Below are 16745 nucleotides of genomic sequence, written 5' to 3'. Positions count from 1 at the left end.
CGCGTTGCACGCGCCTCGCCTTTATTTGATGTCTCACGTTAAAGGCGTGACGCTTTAGCCGACGACTTTGTAGCCGCGGCCCTGAAGGCAGCGGATGACCACGTCGCGGCGGGCATCGCCGACCTTTTCCTGAACGCTCAAGGCGCCGACCAAAGCGCCAGCCGCGGCGCCGCCAAGCGCGCCTTCAAGCTCATTGTCATTGCTGTCATCGACTGCGCCCAACACACCGCCGATGGCTGCGCCCCCGATGGCGGCGCCGGTGATGTCGTCGGCTTTGTAGTTGGCGGCGATGGATTTGCACTGCGCCAGATCGGTTTCATAGCCTGCGGGTTTTGGGCCGTCGAAGAGGTAAGGCTCGTTCATCGGGCGGTCGCAGGCCGCGAGCAGGCCAAGGGTGATGGCGAAGAGCGGGAGGGTTTTGTGGAAGGTCATGTCATATCCTTTTGAGTCGCTTCTTTGGCTGGGGATAAAACGCGACTTGTTATGAATCAAGAAAAATGTTTTATGAAAAACATAAAACTATTTTCGCATCGCGAAATGATCTCATCTGTGGTAGATCATCGCGGACAGTCAGGAGAGAGAGATGCAGAGTTTTGCGCGCGTGATGATGTTGGCCTGCGCCCTGGTGACGGGGGCGGCGCTTTTGGGAGTGACGGTGTCGGTGCTCTTTGGCGATCCGGCGCCTTTGTTCGATATTCTTGGGCTGCCGGTGGAGATCGCGCCACCGCCCATGCCGATCCTGATCGGGGCGTTTGTCTTATTCGCAGTTCTGGCGCTCTGCCTGTTGTCGGCGCTTTGGGCGATGCATCGGGTGCTGGCGGCGGCGCGTCATCGGGATTTTGACGGGCTGACCGGGGCGCTGAGCCGTACGGGGCGTGATTTGATCGGCTTTTGGGCCGTTTTTGCCATATTGTCCTATGTCTATCCGTTTGCGATGGTCTGGAACGTGCCACAGGCGGAGCGTCCGGAGATCGAGTGGTTCCCGATTGATTTGGATGCGATCATCTTGGTGATCGGCATCGTTCTGATCGCGCTGGCCGGGGCGTTTCGTCAGGCGGCGGAGATCGAGCGGGAAAACAAAGAATTCTTTTGAGGGCAGGGTGAGATGGCGATTGAGATCACGCTCGACATGATGTTGGTGAAGCGCAAACTGTCGTCACGCGAGGTGGCGCAGGCGATCGGGCTGTCCGAGACCAACCTGTCGCTGTTCAAATCCGGCAAGGTGAAAGGTGTGCGATTTCAGTCGCTTGATGCGCTGTGCAAGGTGCTGGACTGTCAGCCCGGCGATATTCTGCGCTATGTGCCGGATGATGAGGGGGCGTGAGTGCCCGCGTTTTCCGAGCGACATTGGACAAAGAAAAAGCCCCGCTGAGCGGGGCTTTTTGAATTTTGCAACGGAAAGAAGATTACTCTTCTTCGGCCTCTGCTTCGACAGCTTCGGCCAGATCGTCGTCGTCGGACGCGGCGGAGCCGATGTCGTCGAACAGTTCAGCGATCTCGAATTCGGCCTGGGCTTCGGCTTCGGCGGCGAGCTCCTGAATGGATTTGCCTTCGGCCTGAAGTTCGGCTTCCTCGGTGGAGCGGGCGACGTTCAGGATGATCGTGGCTTCGACTTCCGGGTGCAGGATGACGTGCAGCTCGTGCAGGCCAAGCTCTTTGATCGGGGCTTTCAGAGCGACCTGTTTGCGGTCGACGGTGAAGCCGTTCTCGGTGGCGGCGTCTGCGGCGTCACGGGGCGTGACGGAGCCGTAGAGAGCACCAGCGTCGGAGGCGGAGCGAATCACGACGAACTTTTGACCGTCGAGGGTCGCAGCCAGAGCTTCGGCCTCTTTCTTGGTCTCGAGGTTACGGGCCTCGAGCTGCGCTTTTTGCGCTTCGAAAGCTTTGATGTTTGCCTGAGAGGCACGCAGCGCTTTTTCCTGCGGCAGCAGGAAGTTGCGGGCGTAGCCGTCTTTGACGGACACAACATCGCCCATTTGGCCGAGTTTGGCCACGCGTTCGAGAAGGATAACTTGCATGTGCTTACTCCTTACTTCACGGCGTAGGGCAGCAGGGCGAGGAAGCGAGCGCGTTTGATGGCACGGGCCAGCTCACGCTGTTTCTTCGCAGAGACTGCGGTGATGCGGGACGGGACGATTTTGCCGCGCTCGGAGATGTAGCGCTGCAGAAGACGGGTGTCTTTGTAATCGATCGCGGGTGCATTGTCGCCGGAGAACGGGCAGACTTTGCGGCGGCGGAAAAACGGTTTAGCGGCCATAGGTTAGGTCCTTTCCAAACAAGATCAGTTGCGACGCGGACGGCGCTCTTCGCGGTCGTCACGTTTCTGCATTTGCACGGAGGGGCCTTCCTCGTGGGCGTCGACCTTGATGGTCAGGACGCGCATCACGTCGTCATGCAGACGCATCAGGCGTTCCATTTCCTGCACGGCTTCCGACGGGGCGTCGGTGCGCAGGTAGGCGTAGTGGCCCTTGCGGTTTTTGTTGATCTTGTAGGCCATCGTTTTGACGCCCCAGTACTCGTGCTCGACGAGTTTCCCGCCGTTGTCGGCGAGGACGGTGCCAAAATGTTCGATGAGACCTTCGGCCTGCGCGTTGGAAAGGTCCTGACGCGCAATGAAGACATGCTCGTAAAGCGGCATGGGTGCTCCAATCATGTTCAAGCGCATTTCATAGGACGGGCATTTGACCTTCCGCGGCCCGACCACGAGAGACTGCGCGGTTCATAAGTGTCTTGCGAAAGGATGTGCCCTTATACGCATTTGAGCCTTTGGTTCAAGGACAAACTCGGGCTTTCTCGGTGGGCTGACGCAAGGGGAAGGGCGCGTCGCAAGAAATCACCGTATGTGGGCCACATTCCCGCCCATATTAACCAACATTACAACCTTTGGATGAGATGACGACAAGGGATGAAGGCAATGACACCGTCTTCAGATTTGGCTTCCGGACAGAAGCAAGACGCGGGCGCGCAACGCCAGATCACACAGGACAAAGGTACCATCTATCGCCGCGAAACGGCATGGGGCTATAGCCTGTCGCAGCAGGACGGGCTTTGCACCGTGCGGGCGCGTGCGGAGCTTGGCCTGCGTGTGTTGTCGTTTCTGGCCTTTTTGGCGATGGCCGGTCTTTGGCTTTGGCCCGGGGCGAGTTTCGCGCTTGGGCTTTTGGGCATCAAGATGGGGCTGTCGATTTTCCTTGGCGTCTTCGGGTTAACCCTTGGCTATCTGGCGGAGCGGGGCCTTTATCGCGAAGTTCAGGTTGATCTGCAGCGCCATCAGCTTCGGGTCGTCTGGTTGAACCGGCGTGATGACGCGCGGCTGAATACGGTGATCGGCTTTGACGAGATCGGATCGGTGTTCGTGCGGCGCAGCCCGGTGCCGGGGCGGACGACACATCTGGATGTGCGGTTTGGCGCGCAAGGCGAGATCGAGACTCTGTTCGAGGGCCAGGAAGAGGTGCTGCGCGAGCTCTGGTACGATCTGAATACGGATTTGCGCGCCGAGCCCTCGGTGTCTGTGACGCCGGTCAAGACCGCGGAGATGCGCCGCCGTCCTTTGTCGCGCAATGCGGCTGTCAAACCGCTGCCCCGCGCGCTGCGCTGATCTTGCGACCTATCGCATGTGGCGCTCCCACTCTGCGGAGGCGGCAGGTAAAGTGACCTTGGGTCCATGATGGGTCCCAGTCTGGCTCATGTCGGGCTTGCCGCCTGCGCGCGAGACCGTTAGACCCGTCTGCAACATTGAGACAGCTGGAGGGGCGAGCATGACGCGCGCATTCGTTTTCCCGGGGCAGGGCGCCCAAACCATCGGCATGGGCAAGGCTCTGGCCGAGGCCTATCCTGCGGCGAAAGCCGTGTTCGACGAGGTGGATGAGGCCTTGGGCGAAAGCCTGTCCTCGCTGATCTGGGAGGGCGAGATCGAGACGCTGACGCTCACCCAAAACGCCCAGCCAGCGCTGATGGCGACCTCTTTGGCGGCGATGCGGGCGCTGGAGGCCGAAGGCTTTGCGGTGACCGATGCGGCGTTCGTCGCAGGGCACTCCTTGGGTGAATATTCCGCTTTGGCGGCGGCGGGCGCGATCTCTGTGGCGGACACCGCCCGGCTTTTGCGCACCCGTGGCGAAGCGATGCAAAAAGCTGTGCCGGTGGGTGTCGGCGCCATGGCGGCTTTGCTGGGCCTGGATTTCGCGACCGTGAAAGAGGTGGCGGAAGAGGCGGCTCAAGGTGAGGTGTGCCAAGCCGCGAATGACAACGATCCGGGGCAGGTTGTGGTCTCTGGTCACAAGGCCGCCGTCGAACGCGCCGTCGAGATCGCCAAGGAAAAGGGCGCGAAACGTGCCGTGCTTTTGCCGGTGTCTGCGCCCTTCCACTGCGCGCTGATGGGGCCTGCGGCGGATGTGATGGCCGAGGCCTTGGACGATGTGGAGATTAACACGCCCGCCGTGCCTTTGGTGGCCAATGTGCGGGCCTCTGCCGTGACCGATCCGGCTTTGATCCGTGCCTTGTTGGTCGAACAGGTGACCGGGTCGGTGCGCTGGCGCGAATCCGTGGCCTATATGGTGGCGGAAGGTGTCACCGAGATGTGGGAAATTGGCGCGGGCAAGGCTCTGTCGGGCATGGTGCGGCGGATTGAAAAATCCATCGCTTGCAGTGCGGTGGGCACGCCTGAGGACATCGCGAAGCTGAAAGGGTAAGGGCTCTGCCCTCACCGCGCCCATGGGCGCGGTTCACCCGGGATATTTATGGACAAAAGAAGTGGTAAGCTTCGGAGGAATTGGAAATGTTTGATCTGACTGGTAAAAATGCGCTGATCACAGGCGCGTCCGGCGGCATCGGCGGCGCGATTGCCAAGGCGCTTTATGATGCGGGTGCGACTGTGGCGCTGTCTGGGACGCGCGTGGAGCCTCTGGAGGCGCTGGCTGCGGAGCTGGGGGAGCGCGCGCATGTGCTGCCGTGCAACCTGTCCGACAAGGAAGCCGTCGAGGCGCTGCCGAAACAGGCCGCTGAAGTGATGGGCTCGGTCGATATTCTGGTGAACAACGCGGGTATCACGCGCGACAACCTGTTCATGCGGATGTCCGATGACGAGTGGGAGAGCGTGCTGAACGTGAACCTGACTTCGACGATGCGGCTCTGTAAAGGCGTGCTGCGCGGGATGATGAAGGCGCGTTGGGGACGGATCGTGAATATTTCCTCGATCGTCGGCGCGACCGGCAACCCGGGGCAGGGCAACTATGCCGCCTCGAAAGCGGGCATGGTCGGCATGTCGAAATCGCTGGCCTATGAGGTCGCAACGCGCGGCATCACGGTGAACTGCGTGGCGCCGGGGTTCATTGCGACGGCGATGACCGACAAGCTGACGATTGATCAGAAAGAGAAGATCAACGCCCAGATCCCGAGCGCACGTATGGGCACGCCGGAAGAGATCGCGGCGGCTGTGGTGTATCTGGCCTCGCAAGAGGCGGGCTACACGACCGGCACGACGCTGCATGTGAATGGCGGGATGGCTATGCTCTGAGCGCATAAGGCCTTTTCGGACGTGGCGTCACAAAACATTTGCCACCGGGGAGGATTGTGCTATGAGCAGCGCAGATTGAGCACGGGCGATTTCACGCCGGTGGGCATGTGGGAGTTTAGGGTTGAAACGATCCTGTGGCGCCTGCATGTAGAAAGAGTGGTCCGAGCGGCCAGAGCTGAAAGCGGGCAACGGGCCCCAAACTGTGAGGAAAGAACATGAGCGACATCGCAGATCGCGTGAAAAAGATCGTTGTCGAGCACCTCGACGTTGAAGAAGACAAAGTGACGGAAACCGCGTCCTTCATCGACGATCTGGGCGCAGACAGCCTCGACACCGTCGAGCTGGTCATGGCATTCGAAGAAGAGTTCGGCATCGAGATCCCGGATGACGCAGCCGAGACCATCCAGACCTTCGGCGACGCGGTGAAGTTCATCACCGAAGCCTCCTGATCCGACCCTTATGGGGTTAGGGTGCCCACCAGCGCCCGATCAGAGACAGAATTTCAAACGGCGCGGTCCTTCGGGCGGCGCCGTTTTCTTTTGGCCGTTTCTTTGCCTGTCAGGCGGCCGCTTCGGGCGGCTCCTGCCTGGCCGTTTCAATATCCTCCCGGTCCGGGTCCGGTTCATCCGGCTCAAAAGCCTCTTCGTCGGAGCGCGCAGTGTCCTGTTGCACTGCGTCCTGTTGCAATGCGGGTTTGGAGCCCTCGGGGGCATAGGATGAGAGCGGAATGTCCAGACCCATTTGTCGCGCTTCTTCGCGTTCGGCGGCGATTTGTGCGGCGTAGGGGCCTAGGAGCGACCGCATTTCCAACTCGGACAGGCTTCGGTCGAACTTCACGCCGACAAAGTGATTGTTGCGCCAGATCACCTTGGCTTTGCGCTCGACCGGGCCGCAAGTGAGTTTGATTTTCTGTCGAATGGACAGGTTGAGATCGGTTTCGATTTTCGCACCGATCTGACTGATGTCGAGATATTCGCCGATGACGGGCACGATTCCATCGAAAACGATCACGGGCAAACTGCAGGGGTAGCGAATGGCGCGGCGCTGCACGATGCCATAGCGCATCCAGACCCAAGAGGTGATGGCGGTGATAAAGGTGAAAATCCCAAGGACGAAAGCGACGTTGCCCGAGGGGCTGAGGGCCACGGTGTCTCTTTCCTGAGCCGGAAAGGTCTGAGGGCGGAATTCGTCGAAATTCGTTGGATCAACGGGCTCAGGCGTGTGTTCTGCCTCTTCCTCCGGGGTGAGCAGGGAAATCATTTCGTCGACGCCGCCCGTTAGACGCGCCATGAAACTTTGTTCATCTTCTTCTGCGGCATTGAGGTGGTCGGGGGCAGTCGGATCGCAAGGTACGGCGGTGAGGTAGCGTTCGAGATTGCTTGCCTGAGCGCTAAAACGCGGATCCGAACCATAGCGTTCGGCCATTTCGGGCCAGTTTCCGGCATGTAAATCAAGGAGATGGCGGCGCGAGGAGATATAGTCCATCAGCGCTTTTTCGTTCTGACCCAGATCGGCCTCGCGGATTTGTTTCAAAAGTCGGTCGCGGTCGTAACGCTCCATTTCGGTGCGAAATTGCCGGGCGGCTTCGTGTTCGGAGGCGCTGCCAAGTGCGGCGACATAGGAATTGGCGCTGTCATTGAGCGAGGTGAGCCAGTCTTCGAGCCCGCAGGACGGATCGGCCCGGGCCATGTTCGGAAGGGCCACGCAAATCGCACCGACCAGTGCCGCAAAACAGAGGCGTAAGATGCCGAACAGGGGGAGGTGACGCGGTGGCATTGGTCTTTCAGTCGGTTGCAAGTCCCACTTGATTACCGCACAAGCCTCAATATCTGGTTACCATCCGCCGAATTGGTGGCAAAGCTCGTCTCGGACTTCCATCGCCGGGCGGAGCCGTGTAAGAAAACGCAGACGAAAAATGAGGGGGCACGGATGCGCCGAGTAGTTGTCACTGGACTTGGAATGGTTTCGCCGCTGGCGTGCGGTGTGGAGGAAACATGGAGCCGTCTTTTGGACGGCCAATCGGCGGCTGGCACGATCCAGCGGTTTGACGCGAGCCATTTGGCGACCGATTACGCCTGTGAGGTGAAATTCGGCGACGGGACCGACGGGACGTTCAATCCCGAGGACTGGATGTCGAACAAAGAGCGCAAGAAAGTGGATGATTTCATCCTCTTCGGCATTGCGGCGGCGGAACAGGCGCTGACGGATGCGGATTGGAAACCGGAAGATGAGGAAGATCGTCTGCGCACCGGGGTTTTGATCGGGTCCGGTATCGGCGGTCTGTCTTCGATTGCAGATGCGGCGGTGCTTTTGAAAGAAAAAGGCCCGCGTCGGATTTCTCCGTTCTTTATTCCGGGCTCGTTGATCAACCTGATCTCCGGTCAGGTGTCGATCCGCTACGGCTTTAAGGGCCCGAACCACGCCGTTGTGACGGCCTGTTCGACGGGGGCACACGCGATTGGCGATGCTTCGCGTCTCATCGGCTATGGCGATGCCGACGTGATGGTCGCGGGCGGTGCGGAAGCGGCGATTTGCGAGTTGGGCATTGCGGGCTTCAACGCCTGTAAAGCCTTGTCCACAAAGCGTAAAGACGATCCGAGCCACGCCTCGAGGCCCTATGATGACGACCGCGATGGCTTCGTCATGGGCGAGGGCGCAGGTGTTGTCGTGCTCGAGGAATACGAACACGCCAAGGCGCGCGGCGCGAAGATTTACGCCGAGGTCGTGGGCTATGGCCTGTCGGGCGATGCCTATCACATCACGGCGCCGTCCGAGGATGGCGATGGCGGTTTCCGCGCGATGCAGGCCGCTCTGGCGCGTGCTGGGATCGAGCCGTCGGACATCGACTACATCAACGCGCATGGCACCTCGACCATGGCCGACACGATCGAACTGGCCGCCGTCGAACGCCTCTTGGGTGATGCGGCACCGAAAGCCACGATGTCGTCCACGAAATCCTCCATCGGCCACCTTTTGGGCGCGGCTGGGGCGGTTGAGGCGATCTTCTGCGTGCTGGCGATCCGCGATCAGGTGGCGCCGCCGACGATCAACCTCGATAACCCCGCCGTGGAACCGAAACTCGATCTGGCCCCCAACGCCAAACGCGAGCGCGAGATCAATGTGGCGCTGTCGAACTCCTTCGGCTTTGGCGGCACCAACGCCTCTCTGGTTCTGAAAAAGGTGGACGGCTGAGATGTGGCGATCCATCGCCTCCAACGCGCTGACCCTCTTCATCGTCGCCCTCGTCGCATTGGCGGGGGTGATTGCTTGGGGCAAGCGCGAATTTGTTGCACAAGGTCCGCTCGATCAGGCGATCTGTTTGCGCGTGCCGTCGGGCTCGACCATGCGGCGTGTGTCGGAAAATCTGTCCGATCAAGGCGCGATTTCCAGCCCGCATATTTTCCGCATCGGTGCCGAGTATAGCGAGAAATCTCAAGAGCTTAAGGCCGGGTCTTTCCTCGTTGAGGAAGGCGCTTCCATGGCGGAGATCATCGATCAGATCACCCGTGGCGGCGCGTCGACCTGTGGCACCGAAGTGGTCTATCGCATCGGTGTGAACCGTGCCGAAATTCAGGTGCGCGAGCTGGATCCGCAGACCGGCAGCTATGTCGAGACCGCCGAATTCGACCCCATCGCAGAGAGCGACGAGGTGCAGGAGGTTCCGGCGGAATACAGCAAGGTGCGCGCCGAAGCGGACACGCGCTACCGCGTGTTGGTGGCCGAGGGCACGACCGTGTGGCGCGTCGTCGAAAGCCTCAAGGCGGCGGATTTCATGACCGGCTCTGTCGAGGCGGACGAGATGCCCGCAGAGGGCATGTTGGCGCCCGACAGCTATGAAGTGCGCGAAGGTTCTGACGTGGACGATCTGATCGCCCGCATGGAAGCGGCGCAGCAGCAGCGGATCGACACGGTCTGGGCGACGCGGGTCGAGGGCCTGCCGTTTGACACGCCGGAAGAGATGTTGACCATGGCCTCGATCATTGAAAAGGAAACCGGGCTGGCGGAAGAACGCCGTCAGGTGGCTTCTGTGTTCGAGAACCGTCTGCGTCGTGGTATGCGGCTTCAGACGGACCCGACGGTGATTTACGGCGTGACCAATGGCGTCGGCGTTCTGGGCCGTGGTTTGCGTCAGTCTGAGCTGCAATCGAACAGCCCTTACAACACCTATGTGATCGAGGGTATGCCGCCGGGTCCGATTGCGAACCCGGGGCTTGAGGCGATGCAGGCAGCGGTGAACCCGGATGAGACACCCTATCTGTTCTTTGTGGCGGATGGCACGGGCGGGCATGCCTTTGCCGAGACCCTGGTGGAGCATAACGCCAATGTCGCCAAATGGCGCGAGATCGAAGCCGAACGCGCAAGCCAGTAAGGCATTGATATGATATGGAAAGGGCGCGGCGAGGCTGCGCCCTTTTGCTTTTTAAAGCGTTTCTCAAAAACTTGAGGTACTCAATTTTTGAGAAGCGGAGCAATATCAATTCAGTGTGGCAACGTTTTTCGCTCAAACTGATTCAGATTAAACGAAAAACGCTTTAAGGACGAGACGATGGACACCATTGCCATTATTGCCATGACGCTTTTGATGGCGGGGGTGTTGAGCTGGCCACGGCTGGCGGGTGCGCCTCTTTGGAAAGCGACAATGACGCCCTTGGCCTCGATCATCGGGTCGGGGTTTCTGGTGCTGGGGCCTATTCTGGCGGAGGCTTATGGCGCCTGGACGCCGCTGGCAATGGCGCTTTTGTGTCTCGTGGCCTATGCAATCGGCGCTGCGGTGCGGTTCAATATCGCGGCTATGGAAGGGCGCGGACATGACGCGCTGAGCGGTCGGCTCGAACATCTGGCCTCTTGGGTCTTGTCCTTCGCCTATGTGATTTCGGTGGCCTATTACCTCAACCTTTTGGGCGCCTTTGCCGTCAGTCTGACGCCATGGGACACGGCATTCGCCGCACGTCTGGTGACGACTGCGGTGTTTGGTGTGATCCTGATCACCGGCTGGACCAAAGGGTTTTCGGCGCTGGAGCGTTTGGAGCAGGTGTCTGTCGGGCTGAAACTGTCGATCATTGCCGGGCTTTTGGTCGGCTTGGCGTGGTTTTTCGCGGAGAAATCCAGCGGCAATACGTTGATCGTCACACCCGCGAGCCTGACGGGATGGCCTGCGCTGAGCCTGTTGTTCGGGCTCCTGGTCACGGTACAAGGGTTCGAGACTTCGCGCTATCTGGGCGAGGAATATGACGCCAAGACCCGCATCCGCTCGATGCGCATCGCGCAATGGGTCTCGACGGCGATCTACATGACCTACGTGCTGCTCATGGCCTATGTGTTTCGCCCGGAACAGATCTTGACCTCTGAAACGGCGATCATCGACATGATGCGTATCGTCGCACCCGTGTTGCCGATGATGCTGGTGCTCGCGGCCCTGGCTGCGCAATTCTCGGCGGCTGTGGCGGACACTTCCGGTGCGGGCGGGCTGGTCGAGGAACTGACCAAAGGCCGCGTGCCGGTGAAGATCGGCTATGCCGGGCTGGTCGCTTTGGGCCTCTTGATCACCTGGGGCCTCGACGTGTTCCAGATCATCTCTTGGGCGTCCAAGGCCTTTGCCGCCTATTACACGGTGCAGGGCGCCATCGCGGTGGTGCTGGCACGCCGTGCTGGCAAATCAGCCATCCACATCGCTTTTTTCGCCGCCGTGACCGGAATCGCGGCGATGGTGACCCTGTTCGGCACAGCCGTCGAATAGGTTTCCTTTGTGGGAAAAATACTCCCGCCGGAGGCGCTACAGCAGGCCTTCGGTCTGGATATGCACCACGGCGCCGCAATGTTTGCAGTGGGTCGCATCCGCGTCATGCAGCATGAGCCCGCAGCTTTCGCATTCGTAGCGCACTTTGGTGGGGCGAAAGAGCACTTGGGCGAGGCGCAGGAACAGTGTGACACCAAAGAACATCACGGCGATGGAGACCAGTCGCCCTGTGGTGCCGGGCAGGGTGATGTCACCAAACCCGGTGGTGGTCAGCGTCGTGACGGTGAAATAGAGCGCATCCGCGTAGTTGCGGATATGTTCGTTGTGGCCGTGCTCCAACGCGTAGATCAGCCCGGTGGTGACAAAAATAAAGACCAGAAGGTTGATCGCGGCGACGATGACCTCTTCGTGTTTGCGGAAGAGTTTGAAGTCCTGCCGCAGCCGGTTCATCAGCTGATAGGTGTGTAAGAGCCTGAGCGTGCGCAGGATGCGCAGGAAACCGAGACCTTCGCCCGCGAGCGGCGCCAGAAAGGAGACCATGGCGATGACATCGGCGATGGTCGCGGGGCGGGTCAGGTAATGGAGCTTGCGGTCCGAGACGTAGACCCGCGCGGAAAAATCCAGAAGGATCAGAAAGCCGAAGACCAGATCGGTGATCTCGACCCAGAGCGGGTGGGCGAAGAAAGAGGTGACGATGACGAAGAGGACGGTCACCAGATCGAAGGCCAAAAGCGCGTAGCGAAAGACATGCGCGTGATCGCTATCGCCCTCATAGAGCGCGTGGAGCTTGGCGTGAAGGGCGCTGGCCATGATTTTCCTCATCCCTGTTCCTTTTGGTGATGCGCAAAATTCACCGCGATTTCAAGAGGGAACGGCGCTCAGCCCCGGTTGCAAAAGGTTAACGCACTCTGAAACCCGCTGCCCGTGCGCAGGCTTTAACCAATTTTACGGGTTTTGCCGCAGGGTGGTCTGGCTGGAAAGCGTGGGGGATGAGGCGAAAGGGACCTGAGGGGGTCCTGGACGGGTCATCAAAGTGCTGAGGGGCACCGAAAACCTCGCGTTTCTCGTGCGGAGAACACTCAAGCATGAGAGGCGAAGACAATGAAAGTGACTTCATCTGTGGGGGATGAACACGGGCTCGACAATCTGGTGAAGATTGCCGACCAAAGCGTGCTCCGGGCGATCGGGGCCGTCAACGAGGCCATTATCGGGGTGCAGGCCGGAGATCCGGAGGCGGCGAAGGACATCGCCAAGCACATGGCGGATCTCAACAAGGCGCTGAACACCTCATTCGACGAAAGGAAACGTCTCGATGAGCACAAACGCAAAAGCGGAGAGCTCGGCGGCGGAGAGATCGACTTTGACGCCGCCAAATCTGAGATCCTTGATCGGCTGGCTCGCCTCAGAGCCACCAGAGACACAGCGTGAGTTTCTGGACACATTGGGGGAGGGGGCGCTTACGGCGCTCCCTTACCTGTTCGAGGCCTGGGCGCTGGATCATCAATTGCCGCCGGAAGGCGACTGGCGCACATGGGTGATCATGGGCGGGCGCGGCGCGGGCAAGACGCGGGCGGGGTCTGAATGGGTCCGGTCGATGGTCGAGGGCAGCCGGGCGACGCAACCGGGTCGCGCGAAACGGGTGGCTTTGATCGGCGAGACCTATGATCAGGCGCGCGAGGTGATGGTGTTTGGCGACAGTGGCATTTTGGCCTGTTCGTCGCCAGACAGGCGTCCGACATGGGTGGCCACGCGGCGGACATTGGTGTGGCCCAACGGCGCGGAGGCCACCGTGTTTTCCGGCAATGACCCGGAGGCTTTGCGCGGCCCGCAATTCGACGCGGCCTGGGTCGATGAACTGGCGAAATGGCGCAAGCCGCAGGAGGCCTGGGACATGCTGCAATTCGGGCTGCGGCTCGGGGATGACCCGCGCGCGGTGGTGACGACCACGCCGAGGAATGTGGCGATTTTGAAAGCGCTTCTGGAGCGCAGTTCTACTGTGACAACCCATGCGCCGACCGAGGCGAACGCAGCCAATCTGGCGGCGTCCTTCCTCGAAGAGGTGAAGACGCGTTACGCGGGCACACGTCTGGGGCGGCAGGAATTGGATGGTGTGCTCTTGGACGAAGAAGAGGGCGCGCTGTGGTCTTTGGCGCGGATCGAGGCTGCACGGGTGCAAGACGTGCCGGTGCTGGATCGCATCGTCGTGGCGGTGGACCCGCCGGTGACGGGGCACAAGGGCTCGGATGAGTGCGGGATTGTCGTGGTCGGCGCGGTGACCAAGGGCGATCCGAAAGATTGGTGCGCCTATGTGTTGGAGGACGCGACGGTGTCGGCCTCGTCGCCCACGGTCTGGGCCGAGGCGGCGATCAACGCGCTGAAGACTTGGGAGGCGGATAAGATCGTGGCGGAGGTGAACCAGGGCGGCGATCTGGTGGAAACCGTGATCCGACAGATCGACCCTCTGGTGCCCTATAAATCGGTACGGGCCACGCGTGGCAAAGCGGCGCGGGCGGAGCCGGTGGCCGCACTCTACGATCAGGGGCGGGTATCCCCGGTCAATCCGTGGTCTATGGTATCACCGGGCGCGTTCTCTCCGACATCACCGGCACCGGGCTCACGGGCTTTTCGCTGGGTGTGGCGGCCTCTTCGAACCGCTACGGGTCAGGTCTTTCGCTCTCACAAGGCAGCTGGCTGCGCGGTCTCACCGGCACGCCTTTGACCTATTACGCCTCCGAGGACCTGATCCTCACCGGCGAGGGCGGTGATTTCGACGCGGGCGGGGTGATCCGCCTCGCCATCCATTGCGTGCAATTCTCGCTGCCCTCCGAATAACCTTCTCTCGATCACAACCAATCACATCCCCCGCTGTGCAACACTGGCGGGGGCTTTTGCATGTTCACACTCTTGCGCTTTTGAATTCGGAACTATCTATAGTAAGCTCTGAAAAAAGAGGACAAGCGCATGGCCAAGACCCGCACCACCTTGAAAGAACTCGATCCCGTCTGGAGCCAGGTTGTCTCCGAGGCGCGGCAAGCCGTCGAGGCCGAGCCTCTCTTGGGTGGGTTGGTCCATGCCTGTATCCTGCATCACGAGACTTTGGAGGATGCGCTGGCCTACCGGATCGCGCAGAAACTTGCCTCTCCCGAGATGTCCGAACAGCTCATCCGCGAGATCGCCGACGACGCCTATTCGGGCGATCCGATGCTCTCCGAGGCCGCGCGTGCCGACATCGCCGCCGTTTACGACCGCGACCCGGCCTGCCATCGCTATATCCAGCCTTTGCTCTATTTCAAAGGCTTCCAGGCGATCCAGGCGCATCGCGTCTCCAATTGGCTCTGGCGCGAAGGGCGTCGCGATCTGGCCTATTTCTTTCAGATGCGCATGTCCGAGCAATTCTCCGTCGACATTCACCCCGCCTGCCGCATCGGCAAGGGGCTGTTCCTCGATCACGCCCATGCGCTGGTCTTTGGCGAAACGGCCGTGATCGGCGACAATGTCTCGATCCTGCATTCCGTGACGCTTGGCGGCACCGGCAAAGAGGACGAGGACCGTCACCCGAAAATTGGCGACGGCGTCCTGATCGGTGCGGGCGCCAAGGTGCTGGGCAATATCAAGATCGGCGACTGCTCGCGCGTGGCCGCTGGCTCCGTGGTGCTGGCCGATGTGCCGCATTGCACGACCGTTGCGGGGGTCCCCGCCAAAGTCGTGGGCGAGGCGGGCTGTTCCCAGCCATCGATTTCAATGAACCAACTGATCGGCGCGCGCGGCGAAAAGGCCTGACCCGTGCTCTTCGGGTTTAATGTGACGGCGTTCCGCGCTCAAGGGGCGCGCAGATCAGCCGGGCTTTCGGTGGCAAGAGATCGGCCAGAACCTTGCGGCTTTTGATCTCGATCCCAACCAGTTCCATTCCGATCCGTTCGCAATGGACGGCACTGAATTCCGCAAGCTGATACCGCCCTTGCTCATCGCTGTGCCACATCGGCCCCTCGAATAGACGCTGCCCCTCTGCGCCTGCTTTGGACCGCATGAGCGGCCCCATCGGATTGGGCGAGACCGCCACAAGCCCTGCGTAACAAAGACCGGCTCCGAAAACAGCGCCCAGTACAAATTTCAACATCCAATGACCCCTTAAGCAAAAGGCCCCGCGCATGCAGGGCCTTTCGTATCTCTATGATATAGCTTGCGATTACGCCAGCATCGCCACCGGATTTTCCAGATTTTCGACAATGGCTTTGAGCAGTTCTGCCCCAAGCGCGCCGTCGATCACGCGGTGATCCACAGACATGGTAACGGACATCACGGTTGCGACCTTGATCTCGCCATCCTCGCCGATCACCGGTTTCTTGACCCCGGTGCCGACCGCCAGAATACCGGCGTGTGGCGGGTTCACGATGGCGTCGAAATTGTCGATGCCGAACATGCCGAGGTTGGAAATCGCGAAAGAGCCGCCCTGATACTCATGCGGCGCAAGCTTGCGGTCGCGGGCACGATGCGCGAGGTCTTTCATCTCTTTCGACAGAGCCGAGAGTGACTTCATGTCGGCGTCTTTCAGCACCGGCGTGAACAGCCCGCCCTCGATCGCGACCGCGACGGCCACGTCAGAGGCTTTCATCTGCAACACGCGATCACCGGCCCACACGGCATTGGCCGTCGGGACCTCTTGCAGCGCGTTGGCCACGGCCTTGATGATGAAATCATTGACCGACAGCTTCACACCCTTGCCGGTGAGCTGGTGGTTCAGCTCGGCGCGGAATTTCATCAGCGCATCGAGCTGAATGTCGCGGCGCAGGTAGAAATGCGGGATGGTTTGCTTGGCTTCCGTGAGACGCGCGGCGATGGTTTTGCGCATGCCGTCGAGTTTGATTTCCTCGTACTCGCGGCCCTCGTACATCTTCGCGACCATATCCGCAGACGGGCCAGCAGGCGCCGCTGCGGCGGCAGCCGGGGATGGAGCGGCCGCTTTCGGCGCTTCGGCTTTCGGCGCGGCTGTGGCGTTTTCCACATCTGCTTTCACGATGCGGCCTTTCGGACCGGAGCCCGCAATCGCAGACAGATCGAGACCTTTCTGAGCGGCGATGCGACGCGCCAGCGGCGAGGCAAAGATACGCTCGCCAGAGGCCGCTTTGGGTGCTGCCGGGGCAGGGGCCGCAGCCGCTGCGGGCGCCGGAGCCGCCGCTTCGGCTTTCGGCGCTTCTTCCGCCGCCGGAGCGGGCGCAGAGGAACCGACGTTCTCGGCGGCAGAGGCGTCTTCGCCTTCTTCCAAAAGCACCGCAATCGGCGCGTTCACTTTCACGCCCTCGGTGCCCTCCGCCACGAGGATTTTCCCCATGACACCTTCGTCCACGGCTTCGAATTCCATCGTCGCCTTGTCGGTCTCGATCTCTGCGATCACATCGCCGGAGGAAATCTCATCCCCCTCTTTCACGAGCCATTTCGCCAGCGTCCCTTCCTCCATCGTCGGAGACAGCGCGGGCATCAAAAGTTCAATAGCCATAA

Annotated in this window: 20 protein-coding genes; 12 read left to right on the top strand and 8 right to left on the bottom strand. The window is 60.7% G+C overall.

Annotation, left to right across the window (positions count from 1 at the left end; all coding sequences use genetic code 11):
• Window positions 1–54 precede the first annotated feature (54 nt).
• A complete protein-coding gene (locus HCZ23_RS05770; protein WP_167600740.1) occupies window positions 55–432 on the bottom strand; it encodes a glycine zipper 2TM domain-containing protein in 378 nt (125 codons plus the stop codon).
• Between the two features lie 151 nt (window positions 433–583).
• Here HCZ23_RS05770 and HCZ23_RS05765 point away from each other — a divergent pair, with 151 nt between their 5' ends.
• Window positions 584–1093, top strand: a complete 510-nt coding sequence (locus HCZ23_RS05765) for a hypothetical protein (RefSeq protein WP_167600739.1) — start codon at window positions 584–586, stop codon at window positions 1091–1093.
• Between the two features lie 12 nt (window positions 1094–1105).
• Window positions 1106–1324, top strand: coding sequence for a helix-turn-helix transcriptional regulator (locus HCZ23_RS05760; RefSeq protein WP_167600738.1), 219 nt, complete (start codon window positions 1106–1108; stop codon window positions 1322–1324).
• Window positions 1325–1406: 82 nt separating this feature from the next.
• On the opposite strand, the gene rplI is transcribed toward HCZ23_RS05760, so the two are convergent.
• From rplI to rpsF, 3 genes are read right to left on the bottom strand one after another with little or no spacing between them, the layout of a single operon-like run.
• Window positions 1407–2018, bottom strand: coding sequence for a 50S ribosomal protein L9 (gene rplI, locus HCZ23_RS05755; RefSeq protein WP_167600737.1), 612 nt, complete (start codon window positions 2016–2018; stop codon window positions 1407–1409).
• A gap of 11 nt (window positions 2019–2029) precedes the next feature.
• Window positions 2030–2257, bottom strand: a complete 228-nt coding sequence (gene rpsR / locus HCZ23_RS05750; RefSeq protein WP_005852865.1) for a 30S ribosomal protein S18 — start codon at window positions 2255–2257, stop codon at window positions 2030–2032.
• Between the two features lie 24 nt (window positions 2258–2281).
• Entirely contained in the window at window positions 2282–2638 is a 357-nt protein-coding gene (gene rpsF, locus HCZ23_RS05745) for a 30S ribosomal protein S6 (protein WP_167600842.1), read from the bottom strand.
• Window positions 2639–2914: 276 nt separating this feature from the next.
• Here rpsF and HCZ23_RS05740 point away from each other — a divergent pair, with 276 nt between their 5' ends.
• From HCZ23_RS05740 to HCZ23_RS05725, 4 genes are all read left to right on the top strand, one after another.
• Window positions 2915–3598 carry a hypothetical protein gene (locus HCZ23_RS05740; RefSeq protein WP_167600736.1) on the top strand — a complete coding sequence of 228 codons (684 nt, stop codon included), beginning with the start codon at window positions 2915–2917 and terminating at the stop codon, window positions 3596–3598.
• 160 nt (window positions 3599–3758) lie between these two features.
• Window positions 3759–4688, top strand: a complete 930-nt coding sequence (fabD, locus tag HCZ23_RS05735; RefSeq protein WP_167600735.1) for an ACP S-malonyltransferase — start codon at window positions 3759–3761, stop codon at window positions 4686–4688.
• 86 nt (window positions 4689–4774) lie between these two features.
• Window positions 4775–5512 carry a 3-oxoacyl-[acyl-carrier-protein] reductase gene (gene fabG, locus HCZ23_RS05730; protein ID WP_167600734.1) on the top strand — a complete coding sequence of 246 codons (738 nt, stop codon included), beginning with the start codon at window positions 4775–4777 and terminating at the stop codon, window positions 5510–5512.
• A 215-nt stretch (window positions 5513–5727) separates the two neighbouring features.
• Window positions 5728–5961 (top strand): acyl carrier protein, encoded by a 234-nt coding sequence (locus HCZ23_RS05725; RefSeq protein ID WP_009571390.1) that lies wholly within the window; start codon window positions 5728–5730, stop codon window positions 5959–5961.
• Between the two features lie 109 nt (window positions 5962–6070).
• On the opposite strand, the gene HCZ23_RS05720 is transcribed toward HCZ23_RS05725, so the two are convergent.
• Entirely contained in the window at window positions 6071–7288 is a 1218-nt protein-coding gene (locus HCZ23_RS05720; RefSeq protein WP_167600733.1) for a PilZ domain-containing protein, read from the bottom strand.
• Window positions 7289–7441: 153 nt separating this feature from the next.
• Here HCZ23_RS05720 and fabF point away from each other — a divergent pair, with 153 nt between their 5' ends.
• From fabF to HCZ23_RS05705, 3 genes are all read left to right on the top strand, one after another.
• A complete protein-coding gene (gene fabF, locus HCZ23_RS05715) occupies window positions 7442–8704 on the top strand; it encodes a beta-ketoacyl-ACP synthase II (RefSeq protein WP_167600732.1) in 1263 nt (420 codons plus the stop codon).
• A gap of 1 nt (window position 8705) precedes the next feature.
• Window positions 8706–9881, top strand: a complete 1176-nt coding sequence (gene mltG, locus HCZ23_RS05710) for an endolytic transglycosylase MltG (RefSeq protein WP_167600731.1) — start codon at window positions 8706–8708, stop codon at window positions 9879–9881.
• 177 nt (window positions 9882–10058) lie between these two features.
• The gene (locus HCZ23_RS05705) at window positions 10059–11249 is read left to right on the top strand and encodes an APC family permease (protein WP_167600730.1); all 1191 of its coding nucleotides are present in this window, start codon (window positions 10059–10061) and stop codon (window positions 11247–11249) included.
• A gap of 36 nt (window positions 11250–11285) precedes the next feature.
• On the opposite strand, the gene HCZ23_RS05700 is transcribed toward HCZ23_RS05705, so the two are convergent.
• Window positions 11286–12059 carry a potassium channel family protein gene (locus HCZ23_RS05700; protein ID WP_167600729.1) on the bottom strand — a complete coding sequence of 258 codons (774 nt, stop codon included), beginning with the start codon at window positions 12057–12059 and terminating at the stop codon, window positions 11286–11288.
• Window positions 12060–12350: 291 nt separating this feature from the next.
• Here HCZ23_RS05700 and HCZ23_RS05695 point away from each other — a divergent pair, with 291 nt between their 5' ends.
• The 3 genes from HCZ23_RS05695 (at window position 12351) to cysE (ending at window position 15029) form a co-directional block, all read left to right on the top strand.
• Complete coding sequence (locus HCZ23_RS05695) at window positions 12351–12677, top strand: hypothetical protein (RefSeq protein WP_167600728.1); 327 nt, start codon at window positions 12351–12353, stop codon at window positions 12675–12677.
• On the top strand, window positions 12625–13968 hold the full coding sequence (locus HCZ23_RS05690) for a DNA-packaging protein (protein ID WP_167600841.1): 1344 nt from the start codon (window positions 12625–12627) through the stop codon (window positions 13966–13968). Before HCZ23_RS05695 ends, HCZ23_RS05690 begins: the two co-directional genes overlap by 53 nt.
• Window positions 13969–14210: 242 nt before the next feature.
• The gene (gene cysE / locus HCZ23_RS05685) at window positions 14211–15029 is read left to right on the top strand and encodes a serine O-acetyltransferase (protein WP_167600727.1); all 819 of its coding nucleotides are present in this window, start codon (window positions 14211–14213) and stop codon (window positions 15027–15029) included.
• Window positions 15030–15045: 16 nt separating this feature from the next.
• Here the strand turns inward: cysE and HCZ23_RS05680 are convergent, their stop codons facing one another.
• Both HCZ23_RS05680 and HCZ23_RS05675 read right to left on the bottom strand, forming a co-directional pair.
• The gene (locus tag HCZ23_RS05680) at window positions 15046–15366 is read right to left on the bottom strand and encodes a hypothetical protein (protein ID WP_167600726.1); all 321 of its coding nucleotides are present in this window, start codon (window positions 15364–15366) and stop codon (window positions 15046–15048) included.
• Window positions 15367–15435: 69 nt separating this feature from the next.
• Window positions 15436–16743, bottom strand: a complete 1308-nt coding sequence (locus tag HCZ23_RS05675) for a pyruvate dehydrogenase complex dihydrolipoamide acetyltransferase (protein WP_167600725.1) — start codon at window positions 16741–16743, stop codon at window positions 15436–15438.
• Window positions 16744–16745 lie beyond the last annotated feature (2 nt).

This window comes from Celeribacter sp. HF31, assembly GCF_011806455.1.
Taxonomy (GTDB): domain Bacteria; phylum Pseudomonadota; class Alphaproteobacteria; order Rhodobacterales; family Rhodobacteraceae; genus Celeribacter.
The sequence above is the reverse complement of the archived record's forward strand: the minus strand, read 5'-3'. Positions and strand labels throughout refer to the sequence as shown.